Origin of the sequence: Kitasatospora indigofera (assembly GCF_014655955.1) — a bacterium.
Taxonomy (GTDB): domain Bacteria; phylum Actinomycetota; class Actinomycetes; order Streptomycetales; family Streptomycetaceae; genus Kitasatospora; species Kitasatospora indigofera.
Genome location: NZ_BNBO01000018.1, coordinates 1 through 25,086 on the forward strand (window position 1 = coordinate 1; position 25,086 = coordinate 25,086).

The 25,086-nt window shown below is 77.2% G+C and carries 6 protein-coding genes and 1 riboswitch; of the genes, 2 read left to right on the top strand and 4 right to left on the bottom strand.

Features of this window, described 5'->3' with window-relative positions:
• The 3 genes from IE329_RS17430 to IE329_RS17440 all read right to left on the bottom strand — a co-directional run.
• A partial coding sequence (locus tag IE329_RS17430; RefSeq protein WP_190211814.1) for a type I polyketide synthase occupies positions 1 to 6,311 on the bottom strand: 6,311 nt, incomplete at its 3' end.
• A 15-nt stretch (positions 6,312 to 6,326) separates the two neighbouring features.
• Complete coding sequence (locus IE329_RS41540) at positions 6,327 to 15,848, bottom strand: type I polyketide synthase (protein WP_190211815.1); 9,522 nt, start codon at positions 15,846 to 15,848, stop codon at positions 6,327 to 6,329.
• A gap of 168 nt (positions 15,849 to 16,016) precedes the next feature.
• Positions 16,017 to 19,055 (bottom strand): helix-turn-helix transcriptional regulator, encoded by a 3,039-nt coding sequence (locus IE329_RS17440; RefSeq protein ID WP_190211816.1) that lies wholly within the window; start codon positions 19,053 to 19,055, stop codon positions 16,017 to 16,019.
• Between the two features lie 284 nt (positions 19,056 to 19,339).
• Positions 19,340 to 19,452, bottom strand: a riboswitch (SAM riboswitch).
• Between the two features lie 389 nt (positions 19,453 to 19,841).
• Here IE329_RS17440 and IE329_RS17445 point away from each other — a divergent pair.
• Both IE329_RS17445 and IE329_RS17450 read left to right on the top strand, forming a co-directional pair.
• The gene (locus tag IE329_RS17445; RefSeq protein WP_190211817.1) at positions 19,842 to 21,530 is read left to right on the top strand and encodes a glycosyltransferase family 2 protein; all 1,689 of its coding nucleotides are present in this window, start codon (positions 19,842 to 19,844) and stop codon (positions 21,528 to 21,530) included.
• 15 nt (positions 21,531 to 21,545) lie between these two features.
• Complete coding sequence (locus tag IE329_RS17450) at positions 21,546 to 24,554, top strand: acyltransferase family protein (RefSeq protein ID WP_190211818.1); 3,009 nt, start codon at positions 21,546 to 21,548, stop codon at positions 24,552 to 24,554.
• Positions 24,555 to 24,749: 195 nt separating this feature from the next.
• Here IE329_RS17450 and IE329_RS17455 read toward each other — a convergent pair whose 3' ends face one another.
• Entirely contained in the window at positions 24,750 to 24,950 is a 201-nt protein-coding gene (locus tag IE329_RS17455; RefSeq protein WP_190211819.1) for an antitoxin, read from the bottom strand.
• Positions 24,951 to 25,086: the final 136 nt, after the last annotated feature.

The window sequence follows — 25,086 nt, forward strand, 5'->3', positions numbered from 1 at the left end:
CCCTGCCCGGTGAACAGGAACGCCAGCGAACCCGCCCCCACCGCCGAACCGGTGACGGTGCCGGGGGCGGAGTCACCCAGGGCCAGGGCCCGCAGGCCGGCCGGGTCGCCGATCACGACGGCCCGCTCCTCCAGCGCGGCCCGGCCGGTGACCAGGGCGTACGCGGTGTCCACCGCCCCGGCGCCGCCGTCCAGGTGGTCGGCGAGCTGCGCGGCCTGGGCCCGCAGCGCCTCCGGGGTACGGGCGGACAGCACCAGCGGCAGCACCGCCGGGGCGGTGACCTCGGGCTCCTCCGCCCCCTGCTCGGCCGGAAGTTCGGGGGCCTGCTCGATGATGACGTGCGCGTTGGTGCCGCTGACGCCGAAGGCGGAGACGGCGGCGCGGCGCGGGCGGCCGGTCTCCGGCCAGTCCTGCTGCTCGGTGAGCAGCCGGACGGTGCCCTCGGACCAGTCCACGTGCGGGGACGGCTCGTCCACGTGCAGTGTCCTGGGCAGCGTGGCGTGCTTCAGCGCCTGCACCATCTTGATCACGCCGGCCACGCCGGCCGCGGCCTGGGTGTGGCCGATGTTGGACTTCACCGAGCCGAGCAGCAGCGGCCGGCCGGCCGGCCGGTCCTGCCCGTAGGTGGCGATCAGGGCCTGCGCCTCGATCGGGTCGCCGAGGGTGGTGCCGGTGCCGTGCGCCTCCACCGCGTCCACGTCGGCGGAGCCGAGCCCGGCCACCGCCAGCGCCTCACGGATCACCCGCTGCTGCGAGGGGCCGCTGGGCGCGGTCAGGCCGTTGGACGCACCGTCCTGGTTGACCGCCGAGCCGCGCAGCACCGCCAGCACCTCGTGGCCGTTGCGCCGGGCGTCCGACAGCCGCTCGACCAGCAGCAGGCCGACGCCCTCCGCCCAGCCGGTGCCGTCGGCGGCGGCCGCGAAGGCCTTGCAGCGGCCGTCCGGGGACATGGCGCGCTGGCGGGAGAACTCGATGAAGGTGGTCGGGGTGGACATCAGCAGCACGCCGCCCGCCACCGCCAGGTCGCTCTCGCCGGAGCGGAGCGACTGCGCGGCCAGGTGCAGGGCCACCAGCGAGGAGGAGCAGGCCGTGTCCACGGTCACCGCCGGGCCCTCGAAGCCGAAGGAGTACGAGATCCGGCCCGAGGCCACGCTGCCCGCGTTGCCGATGCCGAGGTAGGCCTCCAGCTCGTCCGGGACCCGCTGGGCGGTGGTGGCGTAGTCGCGGCCGGAGATGCCGGCGAAGACGCCGGTGCGGCTGCCGCGCAGCGCCACCGGGTCGATGCCGGCCCGCTCGAAGGCCTCCCAGGTGGTCTCCAGCAGCAGGCGCTGCTGCGGGTCGATGGCCGGGGCCTCACGCGGCGGGATGCCGAAGAAGCCGGCGTCGAAGTCGGCCATGCCGTCCAGGAAGCCGCCGTGCTTGGCGTACGAGGTGCCGGGGCGGTCCGGGTCGGCGCTGTACAGCCGGTCGAGGTCCCAGCCGCGGTCGGCGGGGAACTCGGTGAGGGCGTCCACGCCGTCGCTGACCAGCCGCCAGAGGTCCTCGGGCGAGGCGACCCCGCCGGGGTAGCGGCAGGCCATGCCGACGATCGCGATCGGGTCGTCGTCCACCGCCCGGGCGGGGACGGGCAGGCTCGGCGCGGCGGCCTCGGCGCCCCACAGCTCGCCCGCCAGCCAGTCGGTGAGCGCGGCGGGCGTCGGGTGGTCGAAGACCACGGTGGCCGGCAGCCGGCGGCCGGTGGCGGCGCCCAGGCGGTTGCGGAACTCGACGGCGGTCAGCGAGTCGAAGCCCTGGTTGCGGAAGGCCTTGGCCGGGTCGATCGCCTCCGCCGAGCGGTGGCCCTGGACGGCGGCGGCCTGCGCGCGGACCACGGCCAGCAGCGCGCGGCGGCGCTCCGACGCGGGCACGGCGGCCAGCCGGGCGGCCGCGTCCTCGCCGGTGGCGGCGGCCGGGCCCGACGCCACGGCCTCCCGGACGCCCGGGAGTTCGGCGGCCAGCGGGTGGGTGCGGCCCCGGTAGAAGACCGGCCAGTCGACGTCGGCCACCACCAGGTGGGACTCGCCGTGGTCGAGGATCTGGCCGAGCACGGCGACGGCGGGCTCGGGCGGCAGCGAGACCAGCCCGTGCCGCAGCAGTTGCGCGTCGGCGCCCGCGTCGGCGATGCCGGCGCCGGCCCAGTGGCCCCAGGCGACCGAGGTGGCGGGCAGTCCGGCGGCCGTCCGCTGGGCGGCGAGCGCGTCCAGGTAGGCGTTGCCGGGTGCGTAGTTGGCCTGGCCGGGGATGCCGGACAGGCCCGCCACCGAGGAGAACAGCACGAACGCGGAGAGGTCCAGCCCGGCGGTCAGCTCGTGCAGGTGCCGGGCCGCGCCGACCTTGGCGCGCAGCGCGAGGTCGAGCTGCGCGGGGGTGAGGGTGGGGATCAGGCCGTCGTGCAGGGCGGCGGCCGTGTGCACCACGGCGCCGAGCGGGTGCTCGGCCGGTACGGCGGCGAGCACCGCGGCCAGCTCGGCGCGGTCGGCCACGTCGGCGGCCGCGAAACTGACCCGGGTGCCCAGGGCGGCCAGCTCGGCGGCGAGTTCGGCGGCGCCGGGGGCCTCCGCGCCGCGCCGGCTGACCAGCAGCAGGTGCTCGGCGCCGCGGCCGGCCAGCCAGCGGGCGACGTGCCCGCCGAGGGCGCCGGTGCCGCCGGTGATCAGGGTGGTGCCGCGCGGGCTCCAGGGCTCGCGGGCGGCCTCGCCACCGAGCGGGGCCGGCACCAGGCGGCGGGCGAAGGCGCCGGCCGGGCGGAGCGCCAGCTCGGCCTCGCGGTCGGGGCCGGCGGCGGACAGCAGGCCGGTGAGGCGCTGCCAGTCCCGCTCGTCCGGGGCCGCCGGCAGGTCGACGAGTCCGCCCCACTGGGCCGGGCTCTCCACGGCGAGGATCGCGCCGAAGCCCCAGAGCAGGGCCTGCGCGGGGTCGGTCACGGCGTCCGAGGGGCCGGTGGAGACGGCGCCCCGGCTGAGGAACCAGAGCGGGACGGTGAGCCCGGCGTCGTCCAGGGCCTGCGTCAGGGTGACGTTGGCCGCGTACGAGCGGGGCACCGCCGCGAACTCCGGGTGGCTGCCGTCGGCGAGGGCCAGCAGCGAGACCACGCCGGCGACCGGACCGGCGGCGGCCGCGCGGAGCGCCTCCGCCGCGGCGGCCCGGTCGGTGCCGACCGTGACGGCGGCGACCTGGGCGCCGGCCGCGGTCAGCTCCCGGGTCAGGGCGCCGGCCCAGGCGTGGCCGGTGTGCTCCTCCGGGACGGCCAGCAGCCAGTGGCCGGCGAGCCGGCCGGAGGCGGTGCCGGTGACGGGGCGCCAGAGCACCCGGTGCCGCCAGGCGTCGGCCGTGGAGGCCGTCCGGCGGCGCTCCCACCAGGAGGCCAGGGCGGGCAGCACCGGGCCGATCTGGGCGTCCTGGACGCCGATGGCCTCGGCGAGCCGGCCGGCGTCCTGCCCGGTGACCAGCTCCCAGAACGGGTCGTCCGCCGCGCCGCCGCCGGCGGCGGTCAGCTGCTCGGGGGACTTGGTGGCGTCCAGCCAGTAGCGCTGCCGCTGGAAGGCGTAGGTGGGCAGGTCGACGCGGCGCGGCCGGGCGCCCGCGAAGGCGGCCGACCAGTCGACCTGGACGCCGCGGACGTACAGCTCGGCGACCGAGGTCAGCCAGCGCGTGCGGCCGCCCTGGTCGCGGCGGAGCGAGCCGACCACGGCCGCGCCGCGGGCGCCGGCCGCGTCCAGGGTGTCCTCGATCGCGCCGGTCAGCACCGGGTGCGGGCTGACCTCGACGAAGACGGTGTGCCCGTCGGCGGCCAGGGCCCGGGTGGCCTGCTCGAAGCGGACGGTGCGGCGGAGGTTCTCGAACCAGTAGGCGGCGTCCAGGCCGGCGGTGTCCTGCCAGTCCCCGGTGACGGTGGAGACCAGCGGGATCTGCCCGGCCCGCGGGCGGACCGGGGCCAGCAGCCCGGCGAGTTCGCCGCGCAGCGGGTCGGTCTGCGCGGAGTGCGAGGCGTAGTCGATGGCGACCGGGCGGACCCGGACCCCCTCGGCGGTGTACTGCTCGGTCAGCTCGGCCAGCGCGTCCAGGTCGCCCGAGACCACCACCGAGGACGGGCCGTTCAGCACGCCGATGGAGAGCCGGCCGGCCCAGGCGGCGAGCCGGGGCTCGACCGCGGCGAGCGGCAGCGGGACGGCGACCATGCCGCCCTTGCCGGAGATGGTCGCCAGGGCCTGGGCCCGCAGCGCGACGATCCGGGCGGCGTCCTCCAGGGTCAGGGCGCCGGCCACGTAGGCGGCGGCGACCTCGCCCTGGCTGTGGCCGACCACCGCGTCGGGGCGCACCCCGTAGGACTTCCAGAGTTCGGCGAGCGAGACCATGACGGCCCACAGGGCGGGCTGCAGGACGTCCACCCGGTCCGGGTCGGGGCCGCCCCCGACGCCGTGCAGGACGTCCAGCAGCGACCAGTCGGTCCAGGGGGCCAGGGCGGTGGCGCAGGCCTCGATGTGCGCGGCGAAGACCGGCTCGGCGGCGAGCAGGCCGGCGGCCATGCCGGCCCACTGGGAGCCCTGGCCGGGGAAGACGAAGACCACCTTGCCGTCCGCGTCGGCCCGGCCGCGCACGGTGCCGGGGGCCTCCGCGCCGTCGGCGAGGGCCCGCAGGCCGGCCTGGTCGCCGATCAGCACGGCGCGCTCCTCCAGCGCGGCGCGGGTGGTGGCCAGCGAGAACGCGGCGTCGAGCGCCTGGGCGCTGCCCGGCGCGGTGCCGCCCGCGGCCAGGTGACCGGCCAGCTTGGCGGCCTGGGCCCGCAGCGCCTCGGGCGTACGGGCGGAGAGCACCCAGGGCAGCACGGCGGGGAGCACCCGCTCCGCCTCCTCGGCGGGGGCCTCGGGGGCCTGCTCGATGATGACGTGCGCGTTGGTGCCGCTGACGCCGAAGGCGGAGACCGCCGCACGGCGCGGGCGGTCCAGCTCGGGCCAGTCCCGGGCCTCGGTGAGCAGCCGGACGGTGCCGTCCGACCAGTCCACGTGCGGGGACGGCTCGTCCACGTGCAGGCTCTTCGGCAGCACGCCGTGGCGCAGCGACTGGACCACCTTGATCACGCCGGCCACCCCGGCGGCGGCCTGGGTGTGGCCGATGTTGGACTTCAACGAGCCGAGCCAGAGCGGCCGGTCGGCCGTCCGGCCCTGCCCGTAGGTGGCGATCAGGGCCTGCGCCTCGATCGGGTCGCCGAGCCGGGTGCCGGTGCCGTGCGCCTCCACCGCGTCCACGTCGGCGGTGCCCAGGCCGGCCGAGGCCAGCGCCTCGCGGATCACCCGCTGCTGCGAGGGGCCGCTGGGCGCGGTGAGCTGGCTGCTGCGGCCGTCCTGGTTGACGGCGGAGCCGCGCAGCACGGCGAGCACCCGGTGGCCGAGGCGCTGGGCGTCGGAGAGCTTCTCCAGCACCAGGACGCCGGCGCCCTCGCCCCAGCCGGTGCCGTCGGCCGCGCCCGCGAAGGGCTTGCAGCGGCCGTCGGGGGCCAGGCCCCGCTGGCGGCTGAACTCGATGAACATGCCGGGCGCGGCGAGCACGGTGGCGCCGCCGGCCAGCGCCAGCGAGCACTCGCCGCCGCGCAGCGCCTGGGCAGCGAGGTGCAGGGCCACCAGCGAGGAGGAGCAGGCGGTGTCGACGGTGACGGCCGGGCCCTCCAGGCCGAGGGTGTACGCGATCCGGCCGGAGGCGACGCTGGTGGTGGTGCCGGTCAGCACGTAGCCGTCGGTCTTCTCGGCGGGCAGGTGGTGCAGGCTCGGGCCGTACTCCTGGGAGATGACGCCGGCGAACACGCCGGTCCGGCTGCCGCGCAGCTCGGCCGGGTCGATCGAGGCGTGCTCCAGCGCCTCCCACGCGGTCTCCAGCAACAGCCGCTGCTGGGGGTCCGCGGCGAGCGCCTCGCGCGGCGATATGCCGAAGAAGCCGGCGTCGAACTCGCCCGCGTCGTAAAGGAATCCGCCTTCGCGGGCGTAGCTGCGGCCGGGGCGGTCCGGGTCCGGGTCGTACAGGTTGTCCAGGTCCCAGCCGCGGTCGGCGGGGAACGGGCCGATCGCGTCGCGCTCCTCGGTCAGCAGCTGCCAGACGTCGTCCGGGCTGCGGACCTCGCCGGGCAGCCGGCAGGCCATCCCGACGATCGCGATGGGTTCGTGACCGGTCTCCTGGGGCTGCGACTTCGCCTCGGCCTCGGCCAGCCGGCGACGGGTCTGCTGCAGCTCGGCGGCGACCCGGTTGAGGTAGTCGCGGAGCTTCTCCTCGTTGGTGGTCATGTGGTGCCGCCTCTCTCAGGAAATTCCGAGCTCGTTGTCGATGAAGTCGAAGATGTCGTCGTTGCTGACGGCGGAGATCTGCTCCGCGATGCCGTCGTCGGCGCCGGCCGGGCGGCCGCCCAGGGCGCTCAGCAGCGCGGCGAGCCGGTCCACGGCCCGGGCCCGGGTCTCGTCCTCGGCCGGGGCCAGCGCGAACGAGGCCTCCAGCCGGTCGAGTTCGGCCAGCAGGTCGGGCGCGACGGTGCGCTCGGGGGCGGCCGGGGCGGCGGGCTCGGGGGTGAGCCGCTCGCGCAGGTGGGCGGCCAGCGCGACCGGGGTCGGCTGGTCGAAGACGACGGTGGTGGGCAGCCGCAGGCCGGTGGCCGTGTTGATCCGGTTCCGCAGCTCGATCGCGCCCAGGGAGTCGAACTCCGAGTCCATGAAGCCGGTCTGGGGCCGGATCGCGTCGGCGTCCGGGTGTCCCAGCACCGCGGCGGCGGTCTGCCGGACCAGCGCCAGCAGGATCCGCTGCTGCTCGGCGGGCGCCTTGCCGGTGAGCCGGCGCAGCAGCGCCGCCGGACCGTCCGCGCCCGCTGCGGCGGCGCGGCGCGGCCGGGCCCGGACCAGCGCCCGCAGCACCGGGGCGAGCGCCTCCGGGTCGGCGGCCGACGGATCGAGCCTGGCGGGGGCGAGCGCCGGGTACGGCGAGTCGAGCGCCGCGTCGAACAGGGCGAGCGCCTGCTCGGTGCCCATCGGCGCCAGGCCGGTCCGGGCGAGCCGCTCGGCCTCGGCCGCGCTGAGCTTCGCCGCCATGCCGCCCGCCTCGGCCCAGTGGCCCCAGGCGAGCGAGACGGCGGGCAGGCCGCGTACCCGGCGGTGCTGGGCGAGCGCGTCCAACTCGGCGTTGGCGGCGCTGTAGTTGGCCTGTCCGGCGTTGCCGAGCAGGCCGACCGCGGAGGAGAAGAGCACGAAGGCGGCGAGGTCGAGGTGCTCGGTCGCCCGGTGCAGGGCCCGGGCGCCGTCCGCCTTGGGGCGCCGGACGGTCCGCAGCCGCTCGGCGGTCAGCGAGTCGAGCAGGGTGTCGTCGAGGACGCCCGCCGCGTGCACCACGACGGTCAGCGGGTGCTCCGCCGGGATGCCGGCGACCAGCGCGGCCACCGCGTCGGGGTCGCCCACGTCGCAGGCGGCGACGGTCACCTCGGCGCCGAGGGCGGTGAGTTCGGCGGTCAGCTCGGCGGCGCCGGCGGCGGCCGGGCCCTGCCGGCCGGTGAGCAGCAGGTGCCGCACCCCGTGCCGGGTGACCAGCCGGCGGGCGATCAGCCGGCCGAGGGTGCCGGTGCCGCCGGTGACCAGGGCGGTGCCGCCGGCGGCCGGGGCGACCGGCAGGGTGAGGGCGAGCTTGCCGGTGTGCCGGGCCTGGCTGAGGTGGCGCAGCGCCTGCGGGGCCTGCCGGACGTCCTGGGCGTGCACGGGCAGCGGCCGCAGGGCGCCGCTGTCGAAGAGCGCGGCCAGTTCGGCGAGGATCTCGCCGATCCGGGCCGGGTCGACGTCGAACAGGTCGAAGGCGAGGTAGGCGGCGCCGTCGTGGTCGGCGGCGACGGTGGCCGGGTCGCGCGGGTCGGTCTTGCCCATCTCGACGAACCGGCCGCCGGGGGCCAGCAGGCGCAGCGAGGCGTCGGTGAACTCCCGTGCCAGCGAGTTCAGTACGACGTCCACGCCGCGGCCGTCGGTGGCCGCCCGGAACTCCGGTTCGAAGTCGAGGGTCCGGGTGGAGGCGATCCGGGTGTCGTCGAGGCCCTGCGAGCGCAGCGTGTCCCACTTGCCGGGGCTCGCGGTGCCGAACACCAGGGATCCGCCGTGCCGGGCGAGTTGGACGGCGGCCTGGCCGACGCCGCCGGTCGCTGCGTGCACCAGCAGGCTCTCCCCCGGGCGCAGTCCGGCCAGGTCGTAGAGGCCGTGGTAGGCGGTCAGGAAGGCGACCGGCACGGTGGCGGCCTCGGCGAAGCTCCAGCCGGCCGGGATCCGGGCCAGCAGGCGGTGGTCGGTGACCGCGACCGGCCCCAGGGTGCCCTGGACCAGGCCCATCACCCGGTCGCCGGGGGCGAGTCCGGTGACGCCCGGGCCGGTCTCCAGCACGATGCCGGCGCCCTCGGCGCCGATCCGGGCGCCGCCCGGGTACATCCCGAGGGTGATCAGCACGTCCCGGAAGTTGAGCCCGGCGGCGCGCAGGGCGAGCCGGACCTGTCCGGCCGCGAGCGGGGCGGCGGCCTCGGGGGCGGGCAGCAATTGCAGGCTGTCCAGGGCGCCCGGGGTCTCGGTGTCCAGCCGCCAGGTGGCACCAGCGGGCGGCTGCAGGGCGTCGCCGGCCCGCACCGGCACCAGCCGGGGCACGGCCGGCTCCGACCCGCGCAGGGCGAGTTGGGTCTCGCCGGCGGCCAGCGCGACGGCGAGGACGGCGGGCAGCGCGGCCGCCGCGGCCGGGCCGTCCAGGTCGGCCAGCGCGAAGCGGTCGGGGTGTTCGGCCTGCGCGGTGCGGACCAGGCCCCAGACCCCGGCGGCGGCCGGGTCGGGGACGTCCTCGCCGCCGTAGGTGGCGACCGCGTGGCGGGTGAGCAGGACCAGCCGGGCCCGGGCGAGCCGCTCGTCCGCCGTCCAGGCCTGGAGCAGCGCCAGCGCGGACTCCGGGTCCCGGACGGGGGCCAGCACGGTCCGGACCCCGGCGGGCAGTTCCCCGGCGGTGGTGCGCGCGGGGACGTCCCCGCCGGTGGCGGCGGCGAGCGCGGTCCGCAACGGCTCGTCCTCGCCGAGCAGGGCCCAGGGGCCCGGGGCGTCCGCCTGGCCGGCTTCGCCGTCGGCCGCCGCGGGGAGCGCCAGCGGCACCCAGTCGAGCCGGTGCAGCGCGTCGGACCCGGCGCCGGCGGCGGCCCGCAGGGTGAGGCCCCCGACGGCGGCGACGAACTCACCGTTGTCGTCCGCGGCCTCCAGCGCGACGCCGTCCGCACCGGCGGCCCGCAGCCGGACCCGCAGGGTCCGGGCCCCGGCCCGGTGCAGCGCCACCTCACTCCAGGAGAAGGGCAGTTCGAGCGCCTCGGAGTCCCGGAGGATGCCGATCACGGCGTGCAGGGCGGAGTCGAGCAGGGCGGGGTGCAGCCCATGGCCGGCGGCCTCGGCGACCGGGCCGACCTCGGCGTACACCTCCTCGCCGAGCCGCCAGGCGGCGGTCAGCCCGCGGAAGGCCGGGCCGTACGCGTAGCCCCGGTCGGCCAGCCGCTCGTACAGGTCGGAGGTGTCGACGGCGACGGCGCCGGCCGGCGGCCAGGCCTGCGCCCAGTCGGGCTCCCCGGGCCGCTCGGCGGGCGCGGCGGTGGAGCCGGCGGCGTGCCTGGTCCACGGTCCGTCGCCGCCCTCGGGGCGGGAGTGCACCTGGACGGGCCGGCGGCCGGCCTGGTCGGCGGCGCCGACGGACACCTGCAGCTGGACGCCCCGGGTGGTCAGCGGCAGCGGGGCCTCGACGGTGAGGTCCTCCAGCGCGGCCGGGCCGGTGCGCCCGGCCGCGTGCAGGGCGAGCTCGACGAAGGCGGTGCCGGGGAGCAGCGCGACCGCGCCGACGGTGTGGTCGGCGAGCCAGGGGTGGGTCCGCAGGGATATCCGGCCGGTCAGCAACCAGCCTGCCTCCCCAGGGAGTTCGACGGCGGCGCCGAGCAGCGGGTGGCCGGCGGCGAGCAGTCCGGCGGCGGCCGGCGCGGCGGTGGCGGGCTGGTCGAGCCAGTGCCGCAGCCGCTGGAAGGGGTAGGTCGGCAGGGCGACCCGGCGGGTCTCCTGGCCGGCGTAGGCGGCGGTCCAGTCCACGGGCGTGCCGTGCACGTGCAGCCGGGCGAGGGCCTCGGTGAAGGTGTCGGCCTCGGGGCGGTCGGCCCGGAGGGCGGCGACGGCGACGGGCGGGGCGGCCTCGGGCCGGCCGGTGTCGTCGTCCCGGCGCTCGTCCAGGCTCTCCTCGGCGAGGGCGGTGAGGGTCGCGCCCGGGCCGAGCTCCAGGTAGGCGCCGGTGCCGAGGGCGTCCAGGGTCCGGATCCCGTCGTGGAACCGGACCGCCTCGCGGATGTGCCGCACCCAGTACCCGGGGCTGCGCAGCTGCTCGGCGGTGGCGATCGCGCCGGTCAGGTCGGAGACGACCGGGATCCGCGGCTCGGCGAAGTCCAGGGCCTCGGCGACCCGCCGGAAGTCCTCCAGCGCGGCGTCCATGTGCGGGGAGTGGAAGGCGTGGCTGACCGGCAGCACCTTGCTGCGGCGCCCGCGCTCGCGCCAGTCGGCGGCGATCCGGCGGATCTCGCCGGCGTCGCCGGAGATCACCACCGAGGACGGGCCGTTGACGGCCGCGACCGCCACCCGGCCCTCCAGGCCGGCCAGCAGCGGCAGCACCTCGGCCTCGGCGCCCTGCAGCGCGGCCATCGCGCCGCCCTCGGGCAGCGCCTGCATCAGCCGGCCGCGGGCGGCGACCAGGGTGACGGCGTCCGGCAGGGTGAGGACGCCCGCGAGGTGGGCGGCGGTGAGTTCGCCGATCGAGTGGCCGATCAGGTGGTCCGGCCGGACGCCGAAGGACTCGGCGAGCCGGAACAGCGCGACCTGGAGGGTGAACAGGGCCGGCTGGGTGTAGGCGGTGCGGTCGAGCAGCGCGGCCTGCGGGCTGCCGGGCTCGGCGAACAGCACCTCGCGCAGCGGTACCTCCAGGCTGCCGTCGGCGTCGAACAGGTCGGCGACGGCGTCCAGGGCCCGGGCGAACACCGGGTAGCGGGCGTGCAGTTCACGCCCGGCCCCGGGCCGCTGGCTGCCCTGCCCGGAGAACAGGACGGCGAGGGTCCGGCCGGGGGCGGCCACCCCGGTCAGCAGGCCGGGGGCCGGCTCGCCGGCGGCGAGGGCGGCGAGCAGCCCGGCCTGCCCGGCGAGGTCGGCGCCGGCCAGTACCGCCCGGTGCTCGAAGCGGGCCCGGCCGGTGGCCAGCGACCAGCCGATGTCGGCGGACGTGCCGGCCGAGGTGGCGGACGGGTCGGTGAGGCGGGCGAGCAGCTGCCCGGCGGAGTCCCGCAGGGCCTGCTCGTCGCGGGCGGACAGCACCCAGGGCTGCGGCAGGCCCGCGGCCTCGGCGGCCGGAGCGGCGGCCTCGGCGGACGGCCCGGGCTCGACAGCCGCAGCGCCCGCGGCGGCCGGCTCGGCCGGCGGGGCCTGGAGGATCAGGTGCGCGTTGGTGCCGCTGATCCCGAAGGAGGAGACGGCGGCCCGGCGCGGGCGGCCGGTCTCCGGCCAGGCGGTGGTCCCGGTGAGCAGCGCGACCGTGCCCGCCGACCAGTCGACGTGCGGCGAGGGCCGGTCCAGGTGCAGGGTGCCGGGGAGTTCGCCGTGGGCCAGCGCCTGGACCAGCTTGATCACGCCGGTGACGCCGGCGGCGGCCTGGGTGTGGCCGATGTTGGACTTCGACGAGCCCAGCCACAGGGGCTGCTCGGCCGTCCGGCCGCGGCCGTAGGTGGCGATCAGCGCCTGGGCCTCGATCGGGTCGCCCAGCGCGGTGCCGGTGCCGTGCGCCTCCACGGCGTCCACCTCGGCCGGGGTGAGCCCGGCGGCGGCCAGCGCCTCCCGGATCACCCGCTCCTGGGAGGGGCCGTTGGGGGCGGTCAGCCCGTTGGACGCGCCGTCCTGGTTGACGGCGGAGCCGAGCACCAGCGCGAGCACCTGGTGCCCGTGCCGCCGGGCGTCGGAGAGCCGCTCCAGCAGGACCAGCCCGGCGCCCTCGGCCCAGGCGGTGCCGTCGGCGGCGGCCGCGAAGGGCTTGCAGCGGCCGTCGGCGGCCAGGCCGCGCTGCCGGCTGAACTCGGTGAACATGCCGGGGCCGGACATCACGGTGGCACCGCCCGCGAGCGCGAGGTCGCACTCCCCCTGGCGCAGCGACTGCGCGGCCAGGTGCATGGCCACCAGCGAGGAGGAGCAGGCGGTGTCCACGGTGATCGCGGGCCCCTCCAGGCCGAGCACGTAGGCGAGCCGGCCGGAGGCCACGCTGGTCAGGCTGCCGGTGAGGGCATGGCCCTCGTGGCCCTCCGGGGTCTCGTGCAGCCGGGGGCCGTAGTCCTGCGGCATCACGCCGACGAAGACGCCCGTCCGGCTGCCGCGCAGTTCGGCGGGCGCGATCCCGGCCCGCTCGGTGAGCTCCCAGGCGGACTCCAGCAGCAGCCGCTGCTGCGGGTCCATGGCGGCGGACTCGCGCGGGCTCAGCCCGAAGAACGCGCCGTCGAAGCGGTCGGCGTCGTACAGGAACCCGCCCTGGCGGGTGTACGAGGTGCCGGGCCGCAGGCCCTGCGGGTCGTAGAGGGCGTCGAGGTCCCAGCCGCGGTTCTCGGGGAAGCCGCCGATCGCGTCCCGGCCCTCGCGCAGCAGCTCCCAGAGCGCCTCGGGGTTGTCGGCGCCGCCCGGCCAGCGGCCGCTGAGCGCGACGATCGCGATCGGGTCGTCGGCCGGGGTGGCCGCCGGGCCCGGGGTGCCCGGGCCGGCGGCGGCCGCGGGGCCGGCGTCCGGGCCGGCGGACAGGCTGTACAGGTGGGCGCCGACCGCGCGGGGGGTGGGCCGGTCGTAGGTGAGGGTGCTGGGCAGGTCGAGGCCGGTCGCGGCGGCCAGCCGGCCCCGGAACTCGACGGCGGAGACCGAGTCGAAGCCGAGGTCCTTGAAGGTGCGGTCGGGGTCGACGGCCGCGGCGGAGGCCTGGCCGAGGACGAGCGCGGCGCTGGTGCGGACGGCGTCCAGCAGGGCGCTCTCGCTCGGGCCGGCCGGCGCGGCCTGCTGTCCGGGGCCGGCGGGGTCGGTCCCGGCGGTGCCGGCGGTGCCGGCGGCGGGCAGCTGCACGGCGGGGGCGGCGGTCAGCGGCGTACTGCCGGGGCCGGCCGCGATCCAGAGCCGGCGGCGCTGGAAGGCGTAGGTCGGCAGCGCCACCCGCCGGGCGGCGGGGCCGTAGAAGTCCGTCCAGTCCACCGTGCCGCCCTGCGCGAACAGGTCGGCGACGGCCCGGTGGAACTGCGGCAGGCCGCCGTGGTCGCGGCGCAGGGTGCCGGTGACCGCGGCCGCGCCCTCCAGGATCTGGCCGAGGCCGACGGTCAGCACCGGGTGGGCACTGGCCTCGACGAAGGCCAGGTGGCCGTCGGCCCGGGCGGCCCGGACGGCGCTGCTGAGCTCGACGGTCTGCCGCAGGTTGCGGTACCAGTAGTCGGCGGTGAGTCCGGTGGTGTCCAGCAGCCCGCCGGTGACGGTCGAGTAGAAGGCCGTCCGGCCGGCCCGCGGGCGGATCCCGGCGAGCAGTCCGGGCAGGGTCCGCTCCAGCGGCTCGACCTGCGGCGAGTGCGAGGCGTAGTCGACCGGGACCAGCCGGACCCGGACACCCTGGTCGCGGTAGCCGGCCAGTAGTTCGTCGAGCGCCTCGCGCTCGCCAGAGACCACGGTCGCCGACGGACCGTTGACGGCCGCGATGCCGATCCGGCCCTCCCAGGCCGCCAGCGCGGACCGGACCTCGGCCTCCGGCAGCGGCACCGAGGCCATCCCGCCCGAACCCGGCCGGGCCAGCCCGGCGATGGCCCGCGCCCGCAGCGCGACGACCGCGGCGGCGTCCTCCAGCGTGAGCGCGCCCGCCACGTGCGCGGCGGCGATCTCGCCCTGCGAGTGGCCGATCACCGCGTCCGGGCGGATCCCGGCGGACTCCCAGAGCGCGGCGAGCGACACCATCACCGCGAACAGCGCCGGCTGCACCACGTCCACCCGCTCCAGCGAGGGCGCGCCGGGCCGGCCGAGCAGGACGTCGGTCAGCGACCAGTCGGTGTGCGGGGCCAGGGCGGCCTCGCAGGCCGCCAGCTTCTCGGCGAAGGCCGGTGCGGTGGCGAACAGTTCGCGGGCCATGCCGTCCCACTGGGAGCCCTGGCCGGGGAAGACGAAGACCGTCCGCCCGGCCTGCCGGGCGACGCCCTGGACCAGGTTCAGCGCCTGGCCGCCCTCGGCCAGCGCCCGCAGGCCGTCGACCAGTTCCGCCCGGTCGGCGCCGGTGACGGCGGCCCGGTGCTCGAAGGCCGTCCGGGTGGTGGCCAGCGAGTGCCCGAGGTCGACCGGGTCCGGGCCGGGGTGCTCCGCCACCAGGCCGAGCAGCCGCCCGGCCTGCGCCCGCAGCGCCTGCGGGCTCCGCCCGGAGAGCGGCCACAGCAGCGGGCCGTCGGCGGCCGCGGCAGCGGTCTCCCGGGCGGCCGGCCCTTCGGCGACCACGACATGGGCGTTGGTGCCGCCGACCCCGAAGGAGCTGACCCCGGCGATCAGCGGGGCGTCCTCGTCCGGCCACGGGCCCGACTCGGTCCGCACCCGCAGGGCCAGCTCGTCGAACGGGATCGCCGGGTTCGGCGTGGCGAAGTTGAGGCTGGCCGGCAGCCTGCGGTGACGCACGCTCAGCACCGTCTTGAGCAGGCCGACGATGCCGGACGCGCCCTCCAGGTGGCCGACGTTGGTCTTCGCCGAGCCGACCAGCAGCGGCCGGCCGGGCTCGCGGCCCGCGCCCAGCGCCGCGCCCAGCGCGGCGGCCTCCACCGGGTCGCCGACCTGGGTGCCGGTGCCGTGCAGCTCGACGTACTGGACCTGGTGGCCGGCCACCCCGGCCCGCTCGACGGCGGCCCGGACGACCGCCTCCTGGGTGGGCGCGCCGGGCACGGTGAGCCCGTCGGTGGCGCCGTCGCTGTTGACCGCGCTGCCCAGCAGCACGGCCTGGACGTCGTCGCCGTCGGCCAGGGCGCGGGCCAGCGGCTTCAGCACCAGCAGCACCCCGCCCTCACCACGGGCGTAGCCGTTGGCGCGGGCGTCGAAGGTGAAGCAGCGGTCGTCGGGCGAGAGCGCGCCGAAGCGGTCGACGGTCAGCGTGCTGTCGGGCGCCAGGTTGAGGTTCACCCCGGCGACCAGCGCGAGTTCGGACTCACCGCTGCGCAGGCTCTCCAGCGCGAGGTGCACGGCCACCAGCGAGGAGGACTGGGCCGAGTCGACGGTCAGGCTCGGCCCGCGCAGGTCCAGCGCGTAGGAGACCCGGTTGGCGATGATGCCCCGGTTCAGGCCGGTCAGGGTGTGCCGGGTGACCGCCTCGGGGGCCTGCGCCACCAGGGTGGCGTAGTCGCTCGCGATCGAGCCGACGAACACCCCGGCGGGCCGGCCGGCCAGGCTGCGGGGCAGCACGCCCGCGTCCTCCAGCGCCTCCCAGGCCAGTTCGAGGACCAGCCGCTGCTGCGGGTCGGCAGCGGCGGCCTCGGCCGGCGAGATGCCGAAGAACTCCGGGTCGAAGGTGCCGACCTCGTCGAGGAAGCCGCCGGCCCGGGCCGGCTCGCCCTCGGCGAACCGACCGGACGGGAAGGCCCCGACCGCGCCGGCGCCCTCCTCCAGCAGCCGCCAGAAGGCCTGGGTGTCGGGCGCTCCGGGCAGGCGGCACGCCGAACCGATGACGGCGGTCGCTGTCGCGAGCACGGTTTCCGGCAAGGACGGGTGCAACTGTTCCTGGCGCGCCATCGTGAGCTTCCACCTCTGAGAAAGGGTTCTTCCGGCGCTCCTCAGTCTGGTGATCGCTGCCCTCGCCGCTAACCCCTAGCGGGCCCCTGCGGGACCCCTAGGCATGGCTAGGGGTCCCGCAGGGGCCCGCTCGCGCCCCGCTCCGGGGGCGTCCTTGCGGCCGGCCGGCTACCCGGCCAACTCCCCGCCGAGGTAGGGAGAGTAGCGGAGATCGACGCGCCGGCGGACCCCGAGCTTGCGGTAGACCCGGGTGAGGTGCTGCTCCACCGTGCTCACGGTGATGTACAGCTTGCGGGCGATCTCACGGTTGGTCAGCCCGTGCGCGGCCAGCCCGGCGACCCGGCGTTCGGCGTCGCTGAGCCGGTCGGCCCCCTCCTCGGGCGGGCCGGCCGGACGGCCCGGCCCCCGGTCGCCGGCCAGGTCGACGGCCCGGTCGGCGGGCCGGTCGGCCGGCGGTTCGGCCGGCAGCGGCCGCGGCCCGCCCGGACGGGCACTCGGCAACCCGCCGGGCCTGGCCCGGCGCTCCGCCGAGCGGGCCAGGCCCAGCTCACCCTGGACCCGGTGGGTGGCGCTCAGCTCGCCCAGCGCGGCGGCGAGCTGGGCACTGTCCCCGGCGTCCTCCAGCGCGGAGACGGCCCGTTCCAGCAGCCCGGTCCGCTCGGCCGGCTCCCCGGCCGCCGCCCTGGCCCGCAGGGCCATCCCGCGGACCCTCGAATGCCCGGCCGCCCCGATCGCGGCCAGCTGCCGGTCGGCCAGCGCGACCGCCTGCCCCTTGCGCCCGAGGGCCAGCTCGGCCCGGGCCGCGCCGACCCGCCAGGGCACCAGGCCCGGCAGGTGGTCGACATCCCAGCGGGCCATCAGCTCGCCGCAGGCCCGGAAGTCGGCCAGGGCCTCCTCGGGCCGGCCGACCGCGAGCAGGTGGCCGCCCCGGGCGTACAGGTAGTGCAGGCCGGCCGGGGTCTGGAAGGTCTCGGCCGGGACGGCGAGCGCCAGGTAGCGCGCGGCGTCCTCGTGCCGGCCGAGCGCGGTGCGCACCGAGATCATGGTGGACAGCGGGTAGCCGACCGCCACCCCCCAGCCCTCGGGGCGGATCCGGGCGAAGGCCGCCCGGGCCGCCTCCTCGGCGGTCCGCAGGTCGCCCTGGCGCAGGGCGACCTCGGCCCGCAGCGCCGAGAACAGCGCGTGCCAGGTCGAACTGCAGTTGGCGGCGGCGGTGCGGGCCGCGATCGGCTCGCACCAGCGGGCCGCCCGGTCCGCCCGGTCCGCGTAGACCAGCACGGTCAGCGCGGAGGTGAGCGACTCCACCGAGCCGCCGCCGAGCCGGCCGTCCCGCAGGATCCGCTCGGCCTTGAGCACCGACTCCTCGGCCGGCAGCCCGGCCAGCAGGCCGCCGAGGACGGCCAGCCCGTCCGTGGTCCCGGTGCCCGCGGCCGGCCCCGGCTGCGGGAACAGCGAGCGGAACCAGTACCCGAGCCAGGAGCGCAGCTCGCGCAGGCCGGTCGGCTCGGCCCCGGCCGGCTGACCGGCCTGGAAGCGCTCCAGGGCGGCCGTCCCCTCCGCGACCCGGCCGTGCCAGAACAGGTACCGGACGGCCTTCAGTTCGCGTCGCGCCGCGGCCTCGGCGGACTCCGCCTCGGTGCCGGGCAGCCAGGGCACGCACTCGATCCGGACCGGCTCCTCGGCCGGCGGGGCGGGCGTCCAGGCCGGGCCCGCCGCCCACGGCAGCACGACCGCGGCCGGCTCGGGGGGCGCACCGGCCGGCCCGGCGCCGGCCGCCGGGCCGGGCACCGGGTCGAAGCCGGAGGACGGTACCGCCCGGGGGACGGACCGCCCGGCCACCGCGGGGAGGACCGGGCCGGGACCGGCCGGCCGCGGGGGCCGCTGCGAGGGGACGGCCGCCATCCAGCCCTGCGTCCAGCCGTCCGGACCGGCCGGGGCGGCCGCCCCCTGCGGGCCGCCGGTCCGGTCGGTCCCGCCCGGACCGCCCGGGTCGCAGTCGCTGAGCATCTCCTCCAGCGTCCCCCCGAGCCCGGCGGTCGCACCGGCCGCCGCCGCCCAGGGCGCGCGGACGTGGCCCTCGGCCGAGCGCAGCTGCTCGGCGACCCGCGCGGCGGACGCGCCGGAGACCCGCAGCAGCTGGGCGGCCCGGTGGTGGAGCGCCGCCAGCTCCTCCGGCTTCATCGCGGCCAGCAGGTCGCCGCCGCCCGTCGGGTGCCGGAACCCGCCCTCGTGGAAGAGCCCGGCGGAGTGCAGCAGGTAGGACGCCCGGGACAGCGACTGGGGGGCCAGCAGCAGCAGCTCGGCCAGCAGCTCCGGCTCGCCCGGGCGGCCGAGCACGGCGACGCCCCGGGCGAGGCGCAGCGCCAGCGGGTCCATCCGGTGCAGGCAGTTCATCAGCCCCCGGCGGTAGCTCTCCCCCACCACCAGTTCCTGCCGGGCCCCGCCGGGCTCCTGGTCCTCCAGCAGGGCCTGGACCAGCAGCGGGTTGCCGCCGGTCAGCGCGTGCGTCTCGGCGGTCAGCCGCAGGGCGGCGTCCGCGCCGAACCGCTCGTGGAGCAGCTCGGAGACCAGGCCGGCCGGGAGCAGCCCGAGTCTGACCCGCTCGTGGTGCGGCTGGCGGGCCAGTTCGACCTCGAAGAAGGGGTTCGGCGGCGTCATGGTCTCGCGGGAGCTGAGCACGGTCAGCACCCGGGCGGCCCTGGTCCGCCGGACGAGGTAGAGCAGGAACTCCAGCGACTGCACGTCGGCGTCCTGGCGGTCGTCGACGGCGAGCAGCAGCGGCGCGCGTTCGGCGAGCCGCAGCACCAGCGAGCAGAGCCCGTGCAGGGCGCGCGGGGTGAGCCTGGGGCCGCCCTCGCCGGCCGGGGCCCCGGCGCCGTCGTCCAGCAGGTGCGCCACCTCGGCGTCGGCGGCGGCGTCGAGGCCCGCGCTCTGGAACAGCTGGTGGACGATCCCGAACGGGAAGTCCTTCTCCAGCGGCGAGCCGGCCGCCGACAGCACCCGGACGCCGTGGTCGGCGGCGGCCTCGGAGAAGACGTGCAGCAGTTCGGTGCGGCCCGTCCCCACCGCGCCGCAGAGGGCGACGACGCCGCCCCGGCCGCGCAGGGAACGGTCCAGCGCGTGGCGCAGCAGCCGGAACTCGACGTCACGGCCTGAAGGTTCGGATCGGTGGACAAGACGCGCGGCGCGCGCGGGGGACGTGAGCATCCGCTCTCCTGGAGCAGGGCGCACGACCGGGCCGCGCAACGCTGCGCTACCCGTCGTACGAGAGGCCGGAAACGAGGTGCGTCACTGGCCGGCCGGAGCCAGGGGCCAGGACATGCGAACCGGACCGCGACCCCCGGAAGGGGTCCGGTCGTGCGGCCTCAACGACAGAGCGAACTGGCACTGCGGACGAGGTCGACAGCCAACCTGGCCACCAGTCTGAGCCGAACGGCACGGCTGCCGTGCACGCGCTGCATGACCGTCTCCATCCCCCTGTGTAGCCGGGGTCCCTGTGCTTGCGACATGACACCCATGTCACCCGGCTTATCCCCGGCGGCACCCCGCCACAGTGGAGGGTTGCCAGTCAGCCGGCCGGGGCCCAAAGCTGACATTCTTCGCCGGTCCGAGTGTACGAATGCCGAATCGGCCCCGTCAATCGACGTTCGGTCACGCCCCGTCACGCAACAGGGGTTTGACCTGGCGGAAACACCCTCACCCCGACAACCGGGGCGAACCGGACACCGGCCCGCCGGGCGCGGCCCGGGGGGCCGCGCGAGGGCGCCGGACGGCCGGTCCCGGGCCGGGCCGGGGCGCGGAAGTTGGACGACTGTTCACCCGGCCGCGGCCTGCCGATCCCCCCGGCGCACCGGCCCGGCGCTGAAATGATCACTGTCCGCGCACGGCGGTGGCCGGATGCCGTTCCACTCCGCGACCGGTGGTCCAATGGTCTATACCAATTGAGGTACGGTTCCCCCAGGATGCTGTCGGACCAGCGGCTGTGGGGGCCCTATGACTGTCCATCACCTTCCTCAACCTCCCTCCGATCAGGAGCTCTACTGGTATTTCGGACCGCAGCGCCGCTGGGTGCTGATCTGCACCTCGCTGGCCTTCGTCTTCACCGCGGCGACCATGCTCACCTTCTCGCTGCGGACCCCGGCCCTCTGGGCCTTCCTCGCGGTCCTCGTGCTCAACCTCGCCGCGCTGGCGCTGTCCTCGGTCAACAGCCTGCGCCAGCGCCGGCTCACCCGGCAGTCGCACGAGGTGCTGGTGCACGCCTGGCGGCCGGCCCGGCTGCCCACCGTCGACCTCTACCTGCCGACCTGCGGCGAGCCGCTCGACGTCCTGGAGAACGCCTACCGCGCCGTCTCGGCCGTCGACTGGCCGGACGCGCTGACCGTCTGGGTGCTGGACGACGGTGACCGCGCCGAGGTGGCCGGACTGGCCACCCGGTACGGCTACCGGTACGTCGTCCGGCCCGACCGCGGGCACCTCAAGAAGGCGGGCAACCTCAACCACGCGCTGACCCTGAGCTCGGCGGAGTTCATCGCCATCCTGGACGCCGACTTCGCGCCCCGGCCGGACTTCCTGCGGCACCTGGTGCCCTACTTCGCCGACCCCGGCACCGGCATCGTGCAGAGCCCGCAGTGCTTCGACACCGACGAGACCATGAGCTGGATCCAGCGCGCCGCCGGCGCCGCCCAGGAGTGGTTCTTCCGCTGGATCCAGCCGTCCCGGGACGCCAGCGACGCCGCCATCTGCTGCGGCAGCAACGCCGTCTACCGGCGCGCCGCGATCGACGCGGCCGGCGGCTTCGCCCGGCTCGACCACAGCGAGGACCTGTTCACCGGACTCGCCCTGTACGAGCGGGGGTTCCGCACCCTGTACGTCCCGGTGCTGGTCGCCAAGGGCACCTCGCCGGACAACCTCGCCTCCTTCGTCAACCAGCAGTACCGCTGGGCCATGGGCAACCTGCACCTGCTCGGCACCCCCGAGCTGAAGCGGATCCGGGCGCCCTGGCGGATGCGGCTCTGCTTCTACGAGGGCGTGGTCGGGTACCTGACCACCGCGGTCAACATCTTCGCGGCCCCGCTGCCGCCGCTGGTGATGATGTTCTGGTACCCGGACGAGATCCGGCCCTGGCACGTCCTGCCGCTGCTGGCCCCGCTCTGGCTCTGGCACGTGCTGCTGCCCCGGATCAGCCGGACCCGCTGGCGGGTCGAGGTGATCCGCTCCAACGTCCTGATGAGCGTGGCCGCCGGCGCCGCCTTCTGGCACACCCTGCGCGGCCGCAGCGCGGCCTGGGTGCCCACCGGCGCGGGCCGCGCCAGGCCCGGCGGGCTGGCCCGCCAGGTGGTCCTGGTCTCGCTCGGCTGGCTCTGCGCCTCGGTCGGCGCGGCCGCGGCCGGGCTCGCGCTGGCCGTCGCCCGCAACGGCTGGGAGCCCAACTGGGGCCTCGGGCTGTACCTGGTGGTGCAGTGCCAGATCGCCGTCCCGCTGATCCGCGACCTGGCCGCCGAACTGCGCCCCGCCGGCCCGGCCCGCGGCTCCGCGCCGACGGCCGCCCGGGCCGGGCGCCGGACCGGCCGCGGGATGCTGCCCCGGCGCTGGCCGGAGGCCTCGGCCGCCACCGCCACCCTCGTCCTGACCGCCCTGCTCGCCTCCGGCTGGGTCAGCCCGATGCTGCCCTGGCTGGGTTGAAAGGTCGTCACACCGATGTCCTCGACCGTGGTTCCGGAGCTCGCTCCGCAGACCCTCACGATCCCCGGCCCGCCACCCGGCGGCGCCGCCTCCCCGGGCGCCGGCGCCGCCGCCGGCCCCTCCCCCCGCCGCACCGGCTTCCGCCCCGACATCGAGGGCCTGCGCGCGGTGGCCGTCCTCGCGGTGCTGGCCTTCCACGCCTCCGTCCCCGGCCTGGCCGGCGGGTTCGTCGGCGTCGACGTCTTCTTCGTCATCTCCGGCTACCTGATCACCGGTCTGCTGGTGCGCGAGGCGATCGGCACCGGCCGGATCCGGCTCGGGGAGTTCTTCTCCCGCCGGGCCCGGCGGCTGCTGCCCTCCGCCGCCGTGGTGCTCGCCGCGGTCGCGCTGGCCGGCGCCTGGCTGACCGTCCCGCTGCGGCGCACCGACCTGGAGTACGACGTCCTCGCCGCGGCGCTGTCGGCGGCCAACTGGCGCTTCGTGGCGCAGCAGACCGACTACCTCGCGGCGGGCCGGGAGCAGAGCCCGCTGCTGCACTTCTGGTCGCTGGCGGTGGAGGAGCAGTTCTACCTGCTCTGGGCCCCGCTGCTGGCCGTGACCGCGCTCCTGGTGGCCCGCGCGGTCCGGCGCGGCCGGGCGGTCCGCGCGGCGGTGACGGCCGTCACCGCCCTGCTCACCCTCGGCTCCTTCGCGCTGTCCCTGCACTGGACGCACGGCTCGGTCTCGCTGGCGTACCTCGGCACGCCCTCCCGGGCCTGGCAGTTCGGGGTGGGCGCGCTGCTGGCGCTGCTGCCCTGGCACCGGCTGCGCGGGCCGCGCCCGCTGCGGCTGCTGTCCGGTTGGGCCGGGGCGGCGGCGATCGGCTGGTGCGTCCTGCGGTACCACGCCGGCACCCCCTACCCGGGGTACGCGGCGCTGGTGCCCACCCTCGGGGCGGCCGCGGTCATCCTGGCGGGCACTCCGGACTCCGGCGGCGCCGACCCGGTGCGCGGCGGCCTCGGCGTCGGCCGGCTGCTGTCCGGCCGGGCGCCGCGCGCCGTCGGCCGGCTCTCCTACAACCTGTACCTGTGGCACTGGCCGGTACTGGTGCTCGCCGAGGCCCGCCTCGGCACCCTCGGCTGGCCGGCCAGGGCGGGGCTGACGCTCGCCGCCGCCCTGCCGGCCGCGGCCGCGCTGCGCTGGATCGAGCAGCCGCTGCGCCGGAACCGGACGATCGCCGAACTCCCCCGCCGGGGACTGTCGCTGGGGGTCGCCGCGGTGGTCGTCCCGGTGGTGCTGGCGCTGGTCGTCGGCACCGGGACGCTCCGGCTGCTCGGCCCGGCCACCCCGGTCGACATGCTCGGCCTGCCGCCCGGCTCCCCCGACGGCACCTCGCTGCTGGCCCGGACCGCCGCGCCGCTCAGGCCCGGCCCGGCCGTCCCGGACCCGGCCCAGGCCCGCAAGGACTTCCCGCCGGACGGCGAGTGCGAGGTGGCACCGGCCGTGACGGCCGGACCGGCCTGCCTGTTCGGCCCGGCCGGCGGCCCGGACCGGATCGTCCTGCTCGGCGACTCGCACGCCGGCCAGTGGTTCTCCCCGATGCTCGCCATCGCGGCCGAACGGCACTGGGGGCTGGAGGAGCTGGTCAAGCAGGGCTGCCCGCTGGCGGAGATACCGGTGGTCAACCCGCAGTTGGGACGCGAGTACCGGGAGTGCGACACCTGGCGGGCGGACAGCCTGGCCAGGCTGCGGAACGGGCCGAAGCCCCGGCTGATCGTGATCGCCTCGCTCAACCGCTACACCGACGACCGGCAACTCCTCGCCGAGGGCTGGGAGAAGACCCTGACCCCGCCGCGCGCCCTCGGCGTGCCGATCGTCTACATCGAGGACACGCCCGTCCCCGGGGAGGACGTCCCGGCCTGCGTCTCCGGGCACACCGCCGACCCGGCCGCCTGCGAGTTCGACCGCGCCCGCGCACATTGGCCGGACCCGCTCGCGGAGGCGATCGCGGCCGGCCGGATGCCCGGGGTGCGGTCCGTCGAGGTGAACTCGGTGCTCTGCCCCGGCGCGGGGCGCAGCTGCCCGGCGGTGCTGGAGCGGATCCTGCTCTACCGCGACGACGCCCACCTGACGAACGTCGCCGCCGTGGTCCTCACCCCCAGGCTGGAGCGGCTGCTGGCCGGGGCCGGCCTGGTGCCGGCCCGGGGCGAGCCGGGCGCCGACGGCTGGACCACCCTGCTGCGGGACGACTTCGACGGCCCGGCGGGCAGCCGCCCCTCGGCCGCGGACTGGCAGTACGACCTGGGCACCTGCTACCCGGGCTGCCCGGCCGCCCAGTGGGGCACCGGCGAGGTGGAGACGATGACCGACTCCACCGCCAACGTCCGGCTGGACGGCAAGGGCGCCCTGGAGATCGTGCCCACCCTGGAGGGCGGCCGGTGGGGTTCGGGGCGGATCGAGTCCCGGCGCGCCGACTTCACCGCCCCGCCCGGCGGTGTGCTGCGGATCGAGGCCTCGATCGCCCTGCCCGACGTCACCGGTCCGGCCGCGGCGGGCTACTGGCCGGCCTTCTGGACCCTCGGGGCCGGCCTGCGGGAGGGCTTCACCGGCTGGCCGGGGACGGGTGAGCTGGACGTGATGGAGTCGGTGAACGGCCGTGACTCGGTCTTCGGGACGATGCACTGCGGCACCCTGGACGGCGGCCCCTGCCAGGAGCCGAAGGGGCTCGGCTCGGGCGAGTCCGCCTGCCCCGGTTGCCGGACGGGCTTCCACACCTACGCCGTGGAGGTGGACCGCACGGCCGGCGCCGGACAGGTGCGCTGGTACCTGGACGGCCGGGAGTTCCACCGGGTGCGGGCCGACCGGATGGACGCCGCCACCTGGGACCGCGCGGTGAACCAGGGGCAGTTCCTGATCCTGAACGTGGCGGTCGGCGGCAACCTGCCCGCCGCGCTCGGCGGGGTCCCGGGGGCGGCCACCGAGCCGGGGCACCCGATGCGGGTGCAGTACGTCGCCGTCTCGACGCGGGGCGGCGCCCGGCCCTGACCCGCCCGGAACCCCTCCCCCGGCCCGCTCCCCCGGACGCCGACGCGCTCCCGGGGGGCGGGCCGGAGCCGGCGGGCCCGCCCCGGCGTGGACGGGCGGGGCGAGCCGGTCCGGGCACCACTCGGCCCCCGCCGGCCGCACCGACGGGGGGAACGGGTGGGTGCGGCGCCGCTGCGGGCACCGGTGCCCCGGCCGTCAGGGCTGCGGCGGCTGGTCCTCGCCGGGCATCGACTGGTTGCCGAGCTGGTCGTTGATCTTCTGCTGGGCGGTGTCGACGTGGCCGCTGTACTTGCCGCCGGTCTTCTCGTCGAGCATGTCGCCGCCCTTGTCCACCCCCTTCTGCACGGTGTCCTCGTGCCCCTTCATCATGTTCTTGAGCTTGTCGAGCATGGACATGGTGTGACCTCCGCATTCGGTGACCGACTACGTCCATGGTCCGCACACGATCCGGAATCGGCATCCCGGCATCCGTGCCGGGCCCGCCCGCGGCCCGCGCCGACGGGCCCGGCACCCTTGCTGACCTGCGGTTTAA